This window comes from Bacillus sp. DE0042, assembly GCF_007680225.1.
Taxonomy (GTDB): Bacteria; Bacillota; Bacilli; order Bacillales; family Bacillaceae_G; genus Bacillus_A; species Bacillus_A wiedmannii.
The window spans coordinates 1,078,554-1,094,655 of record NZ_VEJP01000001.1 but is presented as its reverse complement, the minus strand read 5'-3'; the positions used below and the strand labels follow the sequence as shown (position 1 = coordinate 1,094,655).

The window sequence follows — 16,102 nt, the reverse complement described above, 5'->3', positions numbered from 1 at the left end:
AGTAAAGCACCACCTAATCATTTTTGTTATATAAAAATTCGATAGAAGAGAGTAACATTCCTTCTCTTACGTAATGAATAAGTAGAAAATGCGGTTTAAATATATTGGAATAGTAAAGGTGATGATAGCTATATAGAAGAATGAATTAGAAACACTTTATTGATATATAATACTTCATACTATTGTTTCAAAATATGGAAACAATATGTTTAAATGGATATAACGAAGCATTATTTCATATTGCATTAGTGTTTATATTTTAAAAAGGAATCGGAAATAATAGAGATTTCACAAATCATTTTTTACTTTTAATAGGAACTTGTATTACAATATGGTAAAATTATTTCAATATATTTATTTAATATAAAAATACAAAGAGGGAGCGTGAAAAAGGTGGATTTTCGATTTGAGTTTGCAACGAAAGTGAAAGAATACTTAGATGATGAGAAGGATGAAAAAATAATAAAAGATGGACATAGAGATATAATTTTTCACTATTTATATGCGTTAGAGGCTGAAATTGGCGTTGTTAAAAATCCTAACTTTACTTTCTTTACATCAGGAAGACGTTCACATATCGTATTAGAAAATATTGAATTTAAAACAGAGGTAAATGTCAAAAGTAACATCATTGAAATTACAAAAATAGTGGATAATGTCGTTATTCCATTAGATACTATCGTAGCGAAAGATCGGGAATTATTTGCACTTGGACGTAATGAGAAGTTTAGTGTGCAAATATTAGAGCAGTATCTCTTTGATACATTTGGAGAGAAGTTAGGTTTACGATGAATAGAACGGGGTACTGATTTATAGGTAGTGAATTTTAGTGCATATCATTCGTGTTTGACCTTTCATTTAATTTATACTACAATTCGTAGTGTGAAAGGAGCCATACTATGTTTACTCAAAACTATAAGTTAAATGAGCAAGGGTTAAATCATTTCTTTGGACCGCTTGAAGCGAAAATTATGGAGATTGTCTGGTCCACCGAGGGTATTACGATTAAAGAAGTGCAGCAGAAATTAAGTGAAGAATCACCTGTGAATTTTAATACGGTCATGACAGTTATGAACAGGTTAGTAGAGAAATTCCACTTAGAAAAACAGACTGTGAAAAGAAGTGGCATATATCGTACTGTACAAACAAAAGAAGAATTCTTATCCAATCAAACGAAGAAGATGACACAAGAATTGATGGGGGAATTTGGGGATTTAGTTGTAAATCATATGCTTGATGAGTTAGAGCAGGCTGATCCGACTTTAATAAAAAAATTAGAAGACAAATTGAATCAGTTAAAAAAAGAGGATCAATGAAATGAAATGGCAAATGCGTAAAATCGTATTGTTAGCAGTAATTGTTAGTACCCTCTTTTTCAGTATGTTAGTGTATTACGTTACATATCCATTTCTGTTTCAAAATAAGGCGTTCTTTCTTTCAAAGTTTTGCTTGTTCCAGTTAGAACAACATATGAAAGAATTATCGCTCATTCGTATTATAATTGCTGGATTACTATTACTTACTGTACTCATAGTTTGCAAAAGAATTTGGCGACAATTTTTCTATAGTAAAAAATTACAAAAAGTACTTATCCCTTTCATTCGAAAAGGAAAACAAATATATATATTGCCGACCGTGGAAGTTGCGGCATTTACAATTGGGTTATTTCGTCCGAAAGTTGTCATGTCAGAAGGGATGCTTCAAACATTTTCAGATGAAGAAATGGATGCAATTATTTTTCATGAAGAATATCATCAAAATAATCGAGATCCGTTAAAATTATTTTGTTTTACGTTATTAGCAGAAGGAATGATATACATCCCGATATTAAAAGGGCTATTGCAACGCTATCATGTGTATCAGGAGTTAGCTGCAGATAAATATGCAATGCGAAAAATGAAATCTAAATTCGAGTTAGGTAGCGCATTATTAAAATTAATTAAAATAAAGACAATGGAAAATAGATGTGTTACAGCTTCATTTGCAAAAACAGCAATAAATTTACGAATCAATCAAGTGTTAAATGAAAAAGTCGTAAAGCTTAATATTCCATTACATACGAATTCAGTATATGTAACATTAGGTTTATTCTGTATATCGGTTGTACTTATTGTCGGAGAGTGCATATAGCCTCTTTTTTTAAAGATTAACACTACCTATTGTAGTGTGTTTAGGGGGAATAAAATGAATGCAGCAGATTTAACAATTTGGCTTGTAGCTGGGGCAGGGGTACTGTCGTTTATATCACCATGTTCTTTACCGCTATATCCATCTTATTTATCGTATATTACAGGTGTGTCTATTCAAGATTTAAAAGAAAATCGTGGAATGATGCAAAAATCAGCGATCATACATACCGTATTTTTTATGATCGGATTTTCGGTTATATTTTATGCGTTAGGCTTATCGGTAAGCTGGATTGGAATAACATTTTCATCTAACCAAAAATTGATTCAACAAATTGGTGGGATTTTCATTGTTTTGATGGGGCTGTTTATGACAGGTTTGTTTCAGCCTAAGTGGCTTATGGCAGAGAAAAAGGTACAGTATAGAAGTAAATCGACTGGATATATTCGCTCGATTTTAGTCGGTATGACATATGCAGCGGGTTGGACGCCATGTGTTGGACCGATATTTTCAGCTGTACTCATGCTTGGGGCGACGAATCCTGAAGGTGCACTTCTTTATATTACAGCGTATACCCTTGGGTTTGCGGTTCCGTTTTTCGTGATGGCATTCTTTATTGGGAAGGTAAGATGGATCGTTACATATGCCAATGTCATGATGAAAATTGGTGGCGGAATGATGATTGTAACAGGAATTTTATTGTATACAAATCAAATGACGAAAATTACAGCATTCTTTATTCGTCTATTCGGTGGATTTACAGGCTTTTAATAATGAGGAGGAAGAAAAGTGAAGAAGCTAATTGCGATTATACTGGCCGGGGCACTAATTTGGGCCGGAGTTAATTTTTATAATACAAAGAAAGAAGAAAAAGAAAGAAAAGCAAAACAAGCGGAGTTACAAAAAACAGAAGTATTACCACAAGTAGGATTTAAAGCGCCAAACATAACGTTAAAAGGGTTAGACGGGAAGCTGTATTCGTTAAATGATGCAAAGGGAAAGCCATATCTTATTAATTTTTGGGCATCATGGTGTGGTCCATGTGAAATGGAGGCACCTGACTTAGTTCATATGTATGACAAATATAAAAAGGATGTTGAAATTTTTGCGGTAAATGCGACAATCGGAGATCCAGTACAAGAAGCGAGCGCATTTGCAGATCGTCACGGATTTAAGTTTCCTGTTTTACTAGATATGGACGGAGTAGCTGGATTAGATTATAAAGTATTTTCGTTACCAACGACATTTTTTGTTAATAAAGATGGAATTATCGTAGAGCAAGTGCGAGGCGTATTACCTCCAGATCAATTAGAAGAGAAATTTAAGAAATTAATTGAGAGTTAAAGAGGGGATTTTGTATTGATGGAGTGGATCGTGAGGTTACAACCTGTATCTATTATAATTGGAAGTCTATTTGGGTTTATGTTGATGAAACGAAAGATGAAGAACGAAAGTGTACCATATGAAAAAATGATGGATGCAGTAACAAATGCTTTTCTTATCATCGTATTTGTATGGAAATTTGCACCGGCAATTATAAATCCAGTATGGGCTTTTAGGTCGCCATTGCAGGCACTATTAGCTGTAGGAAGTATGCAGCATATTATAGCAGGATGTGTAATTGCGAGTATATACATTGTTTGGAAAAGTAAAAAGGGACAATTTTCGCTTCGTATTTTACTTGATGCATTACCTATTGGACTATGTATGAGTATTATTTTTTATTTTCTATTCAACCACAAAATAGGTGTACAAACGACATTGCCTTGGGGTGTGAAAATATATGAATCTAAATTTTTATATCATCCTATTTTCGCATACGAGATCATCCTTACCCTTTGTATAATCGGCTTGTTATGGATGAAAAATGAAAGGCTCGGAAATGGAAAGAATATAAGTGTTTTTCTAATTATTGAAGGGGTTGCTCATATCATTATTTCGCTTGTTAGTGAACAAAATTCGGTTTTATTTGGTTTATCAGCACAGCAAATAATGAGCTTCTTTGTTATTAGTTTAGGGATTATGTTCGTGCCGAAAAAATAAAAAGGTAGCCACATATGGAGTGTGTCCATGCGTGGCTATTTTTTTATTTTGTATTAAAAAATCGGCGGAGTAACAGAAAATAAAACAATTGCATTTTTCTCAAATTGATTTACCCATTTATGTTTTAAATAAGCGGGTATTTTTACGCTATCACCCGTTTCTAATATGTATTCTTCTTCGTTTAAGTACAATGTGATTTTCCCGTCTAATACGTATGCTAACTCTTCACCTTTATGTTCTAGTACATTTTCTGATGAAGCTGTATTTGGCGGAACAGTCATAATTGCTGTTGCTAAATTTCCTGTGAAATCAGGTGATAACAATTCATATGATAAATTATCAATAATCATTTTTTTTCGTTTATGAGAACGTACAATTAAATCGTCTGTATTTGTATCTTCCAGTAAAAAGCTAAATGTTGGTACATCAAGAGCTTTAGCGAGTACTTTTAATGTTTGAATAGAAGGGTTAGCAGACCCACGCTCAATTTGACTTAACATAGATGGTGTAATACCTGCCATCGTTGCTAGTTCTTTACTCGTTAAACCTTTTTCTTTTCTTTGCTTTTCAATCTTTTTACCAATATCTATATTTTCCATAATGAAAGGCTCCTTACTAATTATTAAATTGTATTTAAAAAAATTAAATTAAAATTAACTTAAGTGAATGATTTATGTTAAACTATATTAAAATTAATTTAATTATAATTTATTGAATCGTAAGCTACAAGGTTATGAGGAGGAAGAGAAATGAAGGAAATAGAGAAATTAAAAGAGGAATATCCACTATTAAATAAATTAATCGCAACAGAAGAAGTGTTTTGGGTAAATCCGAACATGGAAAAGTATGAAACGGCAATAAAAGATTCCCCATTGAATGAAGAGAATGTAAAAGATGCGGAAGAGAGGTTAAAGCGTTTTGCACCGTACATTGCGAAAGTTTTTCCAGAAACGAAAGAAACGGGCGGCATTATAGAATCACCTTTAGTGAAGATACCTACTATGAAACAGTCTTTAGAGAAAAATTATGGGAAACCTATATTAGGTGAATTACTATTAAAATGTGATAGCGGGCTTCCGATATCAGGATCCATTAAAGCTAGAGGCGGCATTTATGAAGTGCTGAAGCATGCGGAGAAATTAGCTTTGCAGCATGGAATGTTAACAGAAGAAGATGATTATTCCATTTTAGACAGTGATACATGTAGAGAGTTTTTTGCGAAATACTCAATTGCGGTGGGTTCTACCGGTAATTTAGGACTAAGCATTGGGATTATGAGTGCAAAACTAGGTTTTAACGTAACTGTTCATATGTCAGCAGACGCAAAAGAATGGAAAAAAGATTTATTAAGAAGTAAAGGTGTAGACGTTATTGAATATGAAGCTGATTATAGTAAAGCAGTAGAAGAGGGGCGTCAGCAAGCAGATGCAAATCCTAGCTGTTATTTTGTAGATGATGAAAACTCCCATGATTTATTTTTAGGATACGCAGTAGCAGCATCGCGATTACAAAAGCAATTAGAAGAGTTAGAGATTGTAGTAGATGAAAATCATCCTTTATTCGTTTACCTTCCGTGCGGAGTAGGAGGCGGACCTGGCGGAGTCGCATTTGGTTTAAAGTTATTGTATAAAGACAACGTGCACTGTTTCTTTGCGGAGCCTACGCACTCTCCATGTATGTTACTCGGTTTAATGACAGGACTTCATGATAAAATTGCTGTTCAAGATGTCGGGATTGATAATGTAACAGACGCGGACGGACTAGCGGTAGGAAGACCGTCTGGATTTGTCGGTAAAACGATGGAACCATTTTTGAGTGGGAATTACACAGTAAGTGATGAAGAGTTATATAGATTATTAAAAGAACTAGCTGATACGGAAAATATTTATTTAGAGCCTTCTGCGTTAGCCGGCATGATAGGACCAATGAAAGTATGTAAAGAAGATGAGTATTTACAGAAGCAACAGTTAATGGAGAAGATGAAGAAAGGTACTCATATTGTGTGGGGAACTGGCGGTAGTATGGTTCCGGAAGATGTGATGAATGGGTATTATAAAACAGGCGAGTCATTAACAATATTAGAAAAATGAGGCTAATTGTGGCCTCATTTTTTATTTATATGACATATGTATTATTATAAATTCTTTGTTATTTTCGCATTAGTTCATTATAGTATAGATATAAAGAACGAATATCAAATAAATATAACAAAAAGCTTTATTTTACATAATAAGAGGATGTGTATACGATGTCATTACAGACTAAATATATAGCGGGTATTTCGCTTGGGGTTATGGGAGTAGGTTTTGCGGCTTCTATCCCTTTTCAAGGAACGGTAGTAGGTGAGATTATACAAGGGGGATTTGAAGCTGGATTAGTTGGCGGACTTGCGGATTGGTTCGCAGTTACAGCATTATTCCGTCATCCGATGGGAATTCCAATTCCACATACAGCGTTATTACCTAAAAATCGTAAACGAGTAACGAAAGGGCTCATTCATACGTTAGAAAATGAGTGGCTGACGAAAGAAAGTATTACGAATAAAGTAAAAGAAATGCAGCTAGCGCAAATGGTACTGCAAATTGCTGAAAGAGAAATGCAGTCTGACGCTGTGAAAAAGGGAATTGTAACAATTGCTGAGAAGGCGATTGTTACAATAGATACGGAAAAATTAGCGGTTATTATTGAAAAAGAATTAAAAACGTATTTGCATACAATTAATACAAGTAACATATTACAAGTGCTTGTTGATCAACTAGTTGTGCAAGAATATGATGAAAAGACACTTGATTACATTTTAGTAAAAGTGAAAGATTGGACAGCGCAAGATGAAGCGCGTTACCAGCTCGGAAGCTTAGGTATGAAGGCGATGGAAAACATAAAAGTAGATGGATTTTTACAGTTTACTTTGAAATCGTTTATGAATATTGTAGATGAAGATAAAATTGGCGGCATTTTGCAGAAATTTATTATTAGCAATATTAACAGCTTACAAGATGCAGATAATAGCACAAGACAACTTATATTAGCGAAAATTCGTCAAGAAATTATAAATGTAAAAGAAAATGAAGCTTTACTGCAGGAATTAGAAAATTGGAAAGAAAAATGGATTGCCAATTGGGATGCTACTGACAAAATTAAAGAGATGCTGGGGCAAGTACAACAAAGGGCAATTACTTTTGTGAAAAATGAAGAATTTACGGATAAATATGTTATGCCATTTTTACAAAAACAAATGAATAAAATAAAAGAAGATGAACAGACTGTTCAAAAAATAGAAGAGTGGTTACAAAAACAAGTTGTCACACTTGTGGAAAAGAATCATTCGAAAATCGGAAAACTTGTACAAGAAAATCTTGATAAGTTAGACGATAAAACGTTAATTGAAATGATTGAAAATAATGTAGGTAAAGATTTGCAGTGGATCCGAGTAAACGGGGCTGTTTGCGGATTTATGATTGGGTTAGTGTTAGAAGGCATTAAAGCGATTATATGAGAAAAACCTTCCACAATTGTGGAAGGTTTTTTATTTTTCAATAACACTCATATTTAAATTGTAAGCTTTCTCAATGTTTAACTTATACGTCCCATTGCCTGTTTTAATTGAATTTTTATACCAATGTTCTTGCCCGTTGAATTCTGGATTTTCTTCTGAAGTATTATCTTCTTTTTTCGTTAAATCTTCAACTTGTTCCCAAGGAGTGCTTCCGTGTGCTTCTTTTTTGTTTGTTACGGCGATTAAAGACACATCACTTTCTTTTGCTAAATGAACAGATACATTTGAACTTTCTTGTACAAACCAATTATTTTGTAATTGACCTGGATAAAGGGATAGTTCGTTATTTGAAGCACGAACTTCTACATTTTTATTTTGCGGAAGAACGAGTGTTTGTTTTACCTGTGGTGCTGAATTCCATAACGTATGTTGAACAGGTAATGATTTCAAAGTGATATACATCGTTTCCCCAGCTGTTTGAACTGAAAGGAAATCTTCTTGTTTTAAATTAAGTTTTTCATTAGCTTTCGTTGTCATTTCATATGTTCCAAGAAGGTGAATTTGATTTGTATCATTACCCTCTATTGTTAGAGGATAATGCCCTGCATCCACTACGATTTTTTTGATAGATTCAGGTATATCAAGTTGTCCACTTGGAATATTACTCGTTTGCTGAGTGGTATTAATAGAATGACGAACTTCATCTAGTAATCCAGTTGATAGTAAACAGTAAAAAGCAATTCCAGCGCTTCCTAAAACACCGATAAAGAAAATACTAAAAATATCATATTTAATAAAAGATTGTTCCTTCTTAGAAAATAGAAGGTATAGTAAAATTTCCACGCCAAGTATGACAAGTAAAACAGGCCACCAAGCTGTTAAGGAATCTAATACCTCAGTACCTTTTATAACTGAAAATAGTAAGAAGCAACCTAATGCAATAATAGAAAGCCCCATTGAAAATGTTCCAACGCGCCATGTTCTCATTCTTTTGTACCACCTTTGTTTTCTTTATTTCCAAGTAACAATTTAAAGCCGCCACCAATTAAGAGGAGTGCAACGATAGATGTTTGGAAATAGCGATAATACAGCTCGCTAAGATGAATGTTAAATATAGTTGCAAAGTAATCGTTCAAAATAGGAAGGACTGTTTGATCTAATAAATAATAACCACCGAGTGTAATTAACCCAATACCGATCCATCTTTGATGATTGATAAAATAATCAATGATAGGTTCGTCATTTACACGTTCTTTTCCATACTTTGCGGTTTGCTGTAAAGCGTCAAAAAAGCTATAGAACCAAATGATTGGAACTAAAAATAAAAACGCTGAAAGTCTTAATAAGTCGAGTAAATATATGGAAAGTAAAAAGGCTGCCATAAGTTGAAGGCCGCGGCGTTGTAAGCCTAAATACATATGTCCTGCTCCGGGGAACATCGCTAAAATAGAAGCGAATGTTTTATTCTTCTTTCCTTGTTCACGATGCTCTTCAAACTCTTCGAAAATAGTACGATCATCTAGTTGCTCGCCACGTTCTTTTTTCTGGAGTTGCTGAACAACATCAAAGAAATTGTAAATCCATAAAACAGGTAATGTAATAAGGAAGATAAGGAAACTTTCTTGCGATGTTAAAAGTGCAACGAAAATAATCATACTTCCGATTCCTGTGCAAGCTACTAAAAATGTAAGTCCACGTTGCATAAGTCCTAATTGAAAATGTCCAAGTCCAGGGATGATTGATAGAAGAATGATATAAAATCGTTCGCTTTCTTTAGAGGACTCTGTAAATTCTCCTGCAGCTTGTTTTTTCGATTGGTTAATAATAGTGATAACTAAATCTAATAAATTGATCGCCCATAAGACGACTAGTAAAAATAGAGAAAGAAAAGCAATATCACGCGCACCTAATGCTATTGTACAAAATGCTGCAAAGATAAATAGAAATACAGCCCCTCCGCTATATAAAATAAACCGTCCAAATTTCTTTAAATATAAATGTCCAAGCCCGGGAATTAGCCCTAATACAAGTGCTAAAAAGGGATTTTTATTCATGCTTTGAACCTCCGTCCTTTTTTGATGTGTCTACCGATTTGTTTACAATTTGTTGTGAGATAGAAGACTCGTTATGTTTTGAAGATTTCTCGAAATTTGATGTCGCTGTGAAGATATACTGGAATAAACCACTTACCATAAAAATAATTGTAGCCGCAGTCGCAATTATGTAGTGAATAATGGTGCGCTTTAGTGAGTTTGTTTTTATATTTTCATTAGGTTGTAGCGTTTCAAAATTAATTTGCGTCATAACTTCGTTCGTAAATGAATCATCATTTATCATTGGAAGGTTTTCATGTTGTTCACCGATACTTTCCATATAAAGTGCTAAACAATGATCACATTCATAAAGGTGTTCTTCCATAGATTCACGTTCATTGCTTTCTATAAAATCTAAAGTATAATTGCGCCAATCCTCTTTTGAATAATGCATCATAGAAACTCTTCCTCCTTCCAATGTTTTTTAATCCATTTTCTTGCCCGGTACAGTTTCATTTCGACTGTTTTCACTTCGATGTTTTCCTGTAAAGAAATTTCTTGATAACTTTTTTCTTCTAAGTAATGTGCGAGAACGACGTCACGGTAATTTTCGGGAAGTTCTCTCAGTTTTTGAGCAATGAGTAATTTTTGCTCTTTCGTCAATAATAAAGCCTCAATATTCTGAGAGGATTTTATATTTTCCTCAGTGTCTTTACATAAGGAGAGTTCTTCATTTTCTCTAGCTTTCTTCCTTTTATAATCAATAGCGTGATTGGTGGCAATACGTGCCATCCACGTTTTTAATCCGCGAAATTGATAATTTGGGAGAGAGGCGTGAATTTTTAAGAATACTTCTTGTGTAACATCTTTCGCATCTTCTTCATGTCTTAAAATAGAAAAGATAACTTGAAAAATATAATGACGATATGTTTGCACAAGGATACGAAAAGCATGTTCGCTTCCTTGCTGTGCTTTTTCAATTAATTGTTTTTCCTCAATGGGTCTCTCCCTCCTTTTTGACGCATTCTATTATATAGACGTAAGAAATGATTGGTCACCCTACACATGTTGTAAAAAAAGAATAATATATTTTTAGGAAGGAAGCTATATGAAAAAAGGTGTGAAAAAATGGTAAAAAGAAGTATATAATGAGCAAGTGGGAAATGTTACGTGAAGAAAGGATGTGAATGTTAGTAGGGGAAGGTCCATACTAACAAACATGAAAATTAAAATATTAATAGCGGATGATAATTCTTTTATTAGAGAAGGCATGAAAATTATTTTAAATACATATGAAGAGTTCGAAGTGGTAGATACAGTAAATGATGGGAAAGAAGCAGTGGAATATTGTAAAAAGAACGACGTTGATATCGCTCTTTTAGATGTCCGCATGCCAAATATGAACGGGGTAGAGGCAACGAAATTTATTTGTGAAGAAACGGAAACGAAACCACTAATTTTAACGACGTTCGATGATGATGAATATATTTTGGACGCAGTGAAGAACGGGGCGAAAGGTTATTTATTAAAAAATAATGATCCAGAGCGTATTCGTGATGCAATAAAAGGAGTATATAACGGTCAAACTGTTATGCAAGATGTAGTGCTTGATAAAATTAAGAGCAATTTAATGGAGAGCAAAGAGGACGAATGCAAAATAGATACAAGTCTTTTTACAGAAAGAGAACTTAGTATTATCGCATTAATTGCGAAAGGTTTCTCGAATAAAGAAATTTCAAAGCAACTTTTCATATCAGAAGGAACGATTGCAAATTATATTACATCAGTTTTAGGGAAAACTGGACTTGAACATCGCACACAAATTGCAATTTATTATTTAACAGGGAAAGTAGATTAAAGATATGGAATTTTGGTTAATTGTAAGTAAATTAATTGTCTTTATATATATTGTGTTTAGTTACATTTATTTAAATGTTGTGAACTTACCATGGATTATACTTACTTTGCTTTTATATCTTTCTGTAAATGTGCTGATCTCTATATTTAAACAAGATACGTACAAAAACATATTATCTAATCTGTCAATTGGCATAGTTATATTATTTACATGGAAGGTTCATCCATTTTTTATTTTATTTTTACCATTGAACTTATATGAAGTTATATTTCGTTATATAGAGAAGAAATGGCAGCTCTTTATCATTATGATGATTCCTATTATCTTTACAGAAGAAAGTATTCGAATGACATATGGATTAATTGTTACATTTTCTTTTATTGTATTAACTATGGCAGAACGGTATATATCGCGTGTATTAAAGCTTGAATCACAAAATGATAAGATGCGAAAAGATATGCAGCGGCTGACGAAAAGCTTACATGAAAATAAAGAGTACATAAAGCAATCAGAGTACACATTTAAGTTAGAAGAGAGAAATCGGTTGTCACAAGAAATTCATGATAAAATTGGCCACTCGATGACAGGGGCGCTAATTCAAATGGAAGCAGCAAAGAGGTTAATGGGGATAGATAAAGAAAAATCTGCCGAGTTATTACAAAATGCAATTCATATATCGAAAGATGGAATTGAAAGTATTCGGGTTACATTAAAAAATATGAAGCCGCCAACTGAGCAAATTGGTATTCATCGTATGAAATTATTCATAGAGGAATTTGCCGGTAAACATGATATAAATATTCCTTTCGTATATAAAGGGAATTTAGATATGATTTCTCCAATTCAGTGGAAGATTATCGGTGAAAATGTTACGGAGGCACTAACGAACGCGATGAAATATGCTGATGCGACAGTCATTTCAATCGATATTCATGTACTTAACAAGATGGTGAAAGTACAGGTGAAGGATAATGGAAAAGGTGCAGCTCTCGTTAAGAAAGGTCTCGGGATTATGGGGATGGAGGAGCGAACAGCATCAGTAAACGGAAAAATTATTGTAGACGGAAGAAGTGGTTTTTCAGTAACGATGCTGTTGCCCATATAGGAAATTATGACGAGGATGAATCATCTCATATGAAAAAAGTGAATAATCTCATGTGAAAAGAATGAACTTCTGCACTGAGCAGGTTCATTTTTTTTGTTTATACTAAAAGCAGAGAAACCGAAATAGGGGTGAAATGATGAATACATTAGAAATTAAAAATTTAACGAAAAAATTTGGTGATTTCATCGCGGTAGATAATATGTCTTTATCTATTAAAGAAGGAGAGATATTTGGCTTTTTAGGATCAAATGGTGCTGGTAAGAGTACAACGATAAATATGATTGCTGGATTGCTAAGAAGTAATGAAGGTGAAATTAGCATACTAGGAAAAAATATAAAGAAACATAATCGATTTGCCAAAATGAACATCGGTATCGTTCCGCAAGATATTGCGATTTATGAAGAGTTAACTGCCTATGAAAATGTGAAATTCTTTGCTGGATTGTACGGGTTAAGAGGAGCTGAGCTAAAAGCGAGAGTAGAGGAAGCACTTCAATTTGTAGGGCTTAGTGATAAGCATAAAAGTTACCCGAAAAACTTTTCTGGCGGGATGAAACGAAGACTGAATATTGCTTGTGCGATTGCTCATAGACCGAAGTTAATTATTATGGATGAGCCGACAGTTGGAATTGATCCGCAGTCAAGAAACTATATCCTTCAGTCTGTTCGGAAATTAAATGAAATGGGAAGTACTATTATTTATACGAGTCACTACATGGAAGAAGTAGAAGAGATTTGTTCGAAAATAGCAATTGTAGATCACGGTAAAGTGATTGCAGAAGGAACGAAAGAACAGTTAAAAGCGATTATTACTGATACGAAAGACATTTGGGTTGAAGTGAAGTCAGTAGAAAATTTAGATGTAGAAAAGTTAAAAGAGATAAACGGTGTGAAAGCTGTTCAAGTTGAAGAGAACGTAATCAAGGTAAACTCGGATGCAGGAGTAAATAATTTAAATAAAATTATTCAGCATTTCATTAATCATGACATTGAAATTCGTTCGTTAGAGGAGCAGGCCCCGAACTTAGAAACAGTATTCCTTACGTTGACTGGAAGAAACTTACGAGATAAATAAAAGGTAAATGAAGAAAAGGTAAAGGGAGGTTCATCAATTGAACATCTTCAATATTGCAGTTATGCATATTAAAAGAGATTTCAGGGACGTAAGAACTTTAGTTTTTATGTTAGCATTTCCGATTGTACTAATGCTTGTGTTAGGAACAGCGTTAACGAATGCATTTGATAGCGATAGTCAAGCGATTAAAGATATACAAGTGCTCTACAAAGATGAAGCGAGTAGCACATTTTCTCAAACGTTCGAAGCATTTACGAAAGAAGTCGATAAATCGGGTATTCATTTTAAAAAAGCTTCCGGCAGTATAGATGGGAAAGAAGAAGTGAAGCAAAATAAATATGCTGCTTATGTAGAATTAAATAAAGATGGTGCGAAATTTTACGGAAGTGACAAAAGTAGTATTGAGGGAAGTATTGTGGAAGGCATGCTTACAACATTTATTGATAAGTACAATGTAGCGGCCGAAGTTGCAAAAGTTGATCCTAGTAAGGTGAGCGCGGTTATTTCAAGCGGAAATCATAATGATTATATAAAAGAAACATCTTTACAAGCTGCGAAAAAGCCAGGTTCTATGGATTACTACGCGGTTGTAATGACAACGATGATTGCACTATATGCTGCGATGGGAGCGAGTTCTTTAATTCGAGGAGAACGAATACGTAAAACAGGAGATCGTCTCATTGCTGCACCTATAAGTAAGGCTGAAATATTCATTGGAAAAGTACTTGGTAGCCTAGTAGCAAATGCTCTGTGCATATTACTCGTCATGTTATTTAGTAAATTTGTTTTTCAAGCGAATTGGGGCGACCATCTTGGAATCATATTTCTTATTTTATTAACACAAATTTTTCTAGCAATTAGCTTCGGTTTAGGAATTGGATATATTACAAAAACACCGGAATCATCTAGAGCGATTATTATGGTTATTGTGCAATTAGCCTCTATTTTTGGTGGTGCATATTTCGTAATAGAAGAAAATTTCGTTACGAATTTATCACCATTAACGTGGGCAAACACAGCTGTTATGAAAATTATTTATGCAAATGATGTAGGAGCAGCACTACCGGTAATATGTTTAAACCTTGGCATTTCAGCACTCTTTTTATTAATTGCAATTATTGCATTACGTAGACGGGAGGGGCTATAGTATGAAAGATATTTTATGGCTCATACAAAAAACGTTATCTGTACTTTTGAAAAATAAAAAAGGGTTATTCATTATTATTAGTTTGCCGATAATCGGAACACTAATCTCCTTCTCGATGTATGGGAATATGGGGCAAGGGACGTTAAATATCGGGGTTATTAATAAAGAAAATCAATCTATAGCAAATGATACGGTGAAATTTTTAGAAGGATTAAATCATGTAAAGGTAAGTAAAATTAAAGAATCTGAAGTAGAAGATAAACTCACTTCCAAAAAACTTGATGGAGTTATTACATTAGATTCTGGTTTTTCAAAAAGTGTTCGAGAAGGGAAACCAAATCATATTGAAATTTCATCGATTAAAGGTGATCAAGTAACAGGATTTATAAAATCATATTTATACAATTATATTGATAATGTAGCAGCTATTAGTAAAGTAGCAGGAACAGATCAAAGTGCATTTGATACTATGTACGCAGGATATCAAAAAGGTTCATTTAAAATGAAAACTGAGACGCTAGAAGATACTTCGAAAAATAAAGATATGACAAACCAAACGATGGGTTACCTTATTATGTTTATGCTATTTTCAGCAGCGAACTTATCAGGTTATATTTTAAAAGAAAAAGAAAATAGAACGTATTTTAGACTCTTATCAACGCCGATAGATGGGAAGAAATTCATATTATCTAATGTCGGGGTAAATATGCTGCTATTAACAGTACAAATTCTGATTACAATCCTATTCCTAACGAATGTTTTTCATACGAATATCAATATGCCTTTCATAGTGATGCTTGGCGTACTCATGCTATTTGCTTTAATAGCGATTGGAATATCGTTAGTGCTTGTCGCTTTTTCGAAAAACTCAGCATCGGCAAATGCACTGCAAAATATGATCATTGTACCGACATGTTTACTCGCTGGATGTTATTTTCCATATGATATTATGCCGAAAGCAGTGCAAAAAGTAGCTGATTTTCTTCCGCAAAGATGGCTATTAGATACGGTATCAAAACTACAACAAGGAATTCCAGTTTCAGATTTGTATTTAAATATTTTAATCCTAATTGCCTTTGCGGTAGCATTCTTCTTAATTGCTATTTATAAGTTTGGAAGAAATAATGATGCGAGAAACTTTGTTTAATGGAGAAAGGGTGTGACGTTAAGTCGCATCCTTTTTTGTATGGAGCATGAAATTTAAATTGGAATGACAAA

At 33.6% G+C, this 16,102-nt stretch carries 18 protein-coding genes; 13 read left to right on the top strand and 5 right to left on the bottom strand.

Features of this window, described 5'->3' with window-relative positions; genetic code table 11:
- Nucleotides 1–393: 393 nt before the first annotated feature.
- From FS802_RS05275 to FS802_RS05250, 6 genes are all read left to right on the top strand, one after another.
- Nucleotides 394–792 carry a DUF3942 family protein gene (locus FS802_RS05275; protein ID WP_141545873.1) on the top strand — a complete coding sequence of 133 codons (399 nt, stop codon included), beginning with the start codon at nucleotides 394–396 and terminating at the stop codon, nucleotides 790–792.
- A gap of 107 nt (nucleotides 793–899) precedes the next feature.
- Nucleotides 900–1,316 (top strand): BlaI/MecI/CopY family transcriptional regulator, encoded by a 417-nt coding sequence (locus FS802_RS05270; protein ID WP_000495068.1) that lies wholly within the window; start codon nucleotides 900–902, stop codon nucleotides 1,314–1,316.
- Between the two features lies 1 nt (nucleotide 1,317).
- The gene (locus FS802_RS05265) at nucleotides 1,318–2,130 is read left to right on the top strand and encodes a M56 family metallopeptidase (protein WP_098653224.1); all 813 of its coding nucleotides are present in this window, start codon (nucleotides 1,318–1,320) and stop codon (nucleotides 2,128–2,130) included.
- Nucleotides 2,131–2,184: 54 nt separating this feature from the next.
- On the top strand, nucleotides 2,185–2,898 hold the full coding sequence (gene ccdA, locus FS802_RS05260) for a cytochrome c-type biogenesis protein CcdA (RefSeq protein ID WP_144524921.1): 714 nt from the start codon (nucleotides 2,185–2,187) through the stop codon (nucleotides 2,896–2,898).
- A gap of 18 nt (nucleotides 2,899–2,916) precedes the next feature.
- Complete coding sequence (locus FS802_RS05255) at nucleotides 2,917–3,471, top strand: TlpA family protein disulfide reductase (RefSeq protein ID WP_144524919.1); 555 nt, start codon at nucleotides 2,917–2,919, stop codon at nucleotides 3,469–3,471.
- A gap of 18 nt (nucleotides 3,472–3,489) precedes the next feature.
- On the top strand, nucleotides 3,490–4,170 hold the full coding sequence (locus FS802_RS05250) for a prolipoprotein diacylglyceryl transferase family protein (RefSeq protein ID WP_144524918.1): 681 nt from the start codon (nucleotides 3,490–3,492) through the stop codon (nucleotides 4,168–4,170).
- A 53-nt stretch (nucleotides 4,171–4,223) separates the two neighbouring features.
- Here the strand turns inward: FS802_RS05250 and FS802_RS05245 are convergent, their stop codons facing one another.
- On the bottom strand, nucleotides 4,224–4,769 hold the full coding sequence (locus FS802_RS05245; RefSeq protein ID WP_000427658.1) for a helix-turn-helix domain-containing protein: 546 nt from the start codon (nucleotides 4,767–4,769) through the stop codon (nucleotides 4,224–4,226).
- Nucleotides 4,770–4,919: 150 nt separating this feature from the next.
- On the opposite strand from FS802_RS05245, the gene dsdA reads away from it, so the two are divergent.
- Nucleotides 4,920–6,260 (top strand): D-serine ammonia-lyase, encoded by a 1,341-nt coding sequence (gene dsdA, locus FS802_RS05240; protein WP_144524916.1) that lies wholly within the window; start codon nucleotides 4,920–4,922, stop codon nucleotides 6,258–6,260.
- A 158-nt stretch (nucleotides 6,261–6,418) separates the two neighbouring features.
- Nucleotides 6,419–7,666, top strand: coding sequence for a DUF445 domain-containing protein (locus FS802_RS05235; RefSeq protein ID WP_098654430.1), 1,248 nt, complete (start codon nucleotides 6,419–6,421; stop codon nucleotides 7,664–7,666).
- 30 nt (nucleotides 7,667–7,696) lie between these two features.
- Here FS802_RS05235 and exsE read toward each other — a convergent pair whose 3' ends face one another.
- The 4 genes from exsE to FS802_RS05215 are packed head-to-tail and all read right to left on the bottom strand — an operon-like array spanning nucleotide 7,697 to nucleotide 10,635.
- Entirely contained in the window at nucleotides 7,697–8,653 is a 957-nt protein-coding gene (gene exsE, locus FS802_RS05230) for an exosporium protein ExsE (protein ID WP_098654429.1), read from the bottom strand.
- Nucleotides 8,650–9,720: a hypothetical protein gene (locus FS802_RS05225; protein WP_001039100.1), complete on the bottom strand. Its 1,071-nt coding sequence runs from the start codon at nucleotides 9,718–9,720 to the stop codon at nucleotides 8,650–8,652. Before FS802_RS05225 ends, exsE begins: the two co-directional genes overlap by 4 nt.
- Nucleotides 9,713–10,156 (bottom strand): hypothetical protein, encoded by a 444-nt coding sequence (locus FS802_RS05220; RefSeq protein WP_144524914.1) that lies wholly within the window; start codon nucleotides 10,154–10,156, stop codon nucleotides 9,713–9,715. The genes FS802_RS05225 and FS802_RS05220 overlap by 8 nt, the downstream gene beginning before the upstream one ends.
- Complete coding sequence (locus FS802_RS05215) at nucleotides 10,153–10,635, bottom strand: RNA polymerase sigma factor (protein WP_001195466.1); 483 nt, start codon at nucleotides 10,633–10,635, stop codon at nucleotides 10,153–10,155. Before FS802_RS05215 ends, FS802_RS05220 begins: the two co-directional genes overlap by 4 nt.
- Before the next feature lie 283 nt (nucleotides 10,636–10,918).
- Between FS802_RS05215 and FS802_RS05205 the strand changes: the two genes are divergently transcribed.
- The 5 genes from FS802_RS05205 (at nucleotide 10,919) to FS802_RS05185 (ending at nucleotide 16,031) form a co-directional block, all read left to right on the top strand.
- On the top strand, nucleotides 10,919–11,557 hold the full coding sequence (locus FS802_RS05205) for a response regulator transcription factor (protein ID WP_000694104.1): 639 nt from the start codon (nucleotides 10,919–10,921) through the stop codon (nucleotides 11,555–11,557).
- Between the two features lie 4 nt (nucleotides 11,558–11,561).
- Nucleotides 11,562–12,662, top strand: coding sequence for a sensor histidine kinase (locus tag FS802_RS05200; protein ID WP_098654428.1), 1,101 nt, complete (start codon nucleotides 11,562–11,564; stop codon nucleotides 12,660–12,662).
- A gap of 136 nt (nucleotides 12,663–12,798) precedes the next feature.
- Nucleotides 12,799–13,737 (top strand): ABC transporter ATP-binding protein, encoded by a 939-nt coding sequence (locus FS802_RS05195; RefSeq protein WP_001093809.1) that lies wholly within the window; start codon nucleotides 12,799–12,801, stop codon nucleotides 13,735–13,737.
- A gap of 37 nt (nucleotides 13,738–13,774) precedes the next feature.
- The gene (locus FS802_RS05190; RefSeq protein ID WP_001020180.1) at nucleotides 13,775–14,884 is read left to right on the top strand and encodes an ABC transporter permease; all 1,110 of its coding nucleotides are present in this window, start codon (nucleotides 13,775–13,777) and stop codon (nucleotides 14,882–14,884) included.
- 1 nt (nucleotide 14,885) lies between these two features.
- Nucleotides 14,886–16,031, top strand: coding sequence for an ABC transporter permease (locus FS802_RS05185; protein ID WP_000651862.1), 1,146 nt, complete (start codon nucleotides 14,886–14,888; stop codon nucleotides 16,029–16,031).
- Nucleotides 16,032–16,102: the final 71 nt, after the last annotated feature.

Excerpts from the sequence above, each read along its gene's own strand:
- dsdA (WP_144524916.1), top strand. The coding sequence starts at position 4,920 with ATGAAGGAAATAGAGAAATTAAAAGAGGAATATCCACTATTAAATAAA.
- FS802_RS05250 (WP_144524918.1), top strand. The coding sequence starts at position 3,490 with ATGGAGTGGATCGTGAGGTTACAACCTGTATCTATTATAATTGGAAGT.
- FS802_RS05220 (WP_144524914.1), bottom strand. The coding sequence starts at position 10,156 with ATGATGCATTATTCAAAAGAGGATTGGCGCAATTATACTTTAGATTTT.
- FS802_RS05265 (WP_098653224.1), top strand. The coding sequence starts at position 1,318 with ATGAAATGGCAAATGCGTAAAATCGTATTGTTAGCAGTAATTGTTAGT.
- ccdA (WP_144524921.1), top strand. The coding sequence starts at position 2,185 with ATGAATGCAGCAGATTTAACAATTTGGCTTGTAGCTGGGGCAGGGGTA.
- FS802_RS05200 (WP_098654428.1), top strand. The coding sequence starts at position 11,562 with ATGGAATTTTGGTTAATTGTAAGTAAATTAATTGTCTTTATATATATT.
- exsE (WP_098654429.1), bottom strand. The coding sequence starts at position 8,653 with ATGAGAACATGGCGCGTTGGAACATTTTCAATGGGGCTTTCTATTATT.
- FS802_RS05235 (WP_098654430.1), top strand. The coding sequence starts at position 6,419 with ATGTCATTACAGACTAAATATATAGCGGGTATTTCGCTTGGGGTTATG.
- FS802_RS05185 (WP_000651862.1), top strand. The coding sequence starts at position 14,886 with ATGAAAGATATTTTATGGCTCATACAAAAAACGTTATCTGTACTTTTG.
- FS802_RS05205 (WP_000694104.1), top strand. The coding sequence starts at position 10,919 with ATGAAAATTAAAATATTAATAGCGGATGATAATTCTTTTATTAGAGAA.
- FS802_RS05195 (WP_001093809.1), top strand. The coding sequence starts at position 12,799 with ATGAATACATTAGAAATTAAAAATTTAACGAAAAAATTTGGTGATTTC.
- FS802_RS05270 (WP_000495068.1), top strand. The coding sequence starts at position 900 with ATGTTTACTCAAAACTATAAGTTAAATGAGCAAGGGTTAAATCATTTC.
- FS802_RS05225 (WP_001039100.1), bottom strand. The coding sequence starts at position 9,720 with ATGAATAAAAATCCCTTTTTAGCACTTGTATTAGGGCTAATTCCCGGG.
- FS802_RS05245 (WP_000427658.1), bottom strand. The coding sequence starts at position 4,769 with ATGGAAAATATAGATATTGGTAAAAAGATTGAAAAGCAAAGAAAAGAA.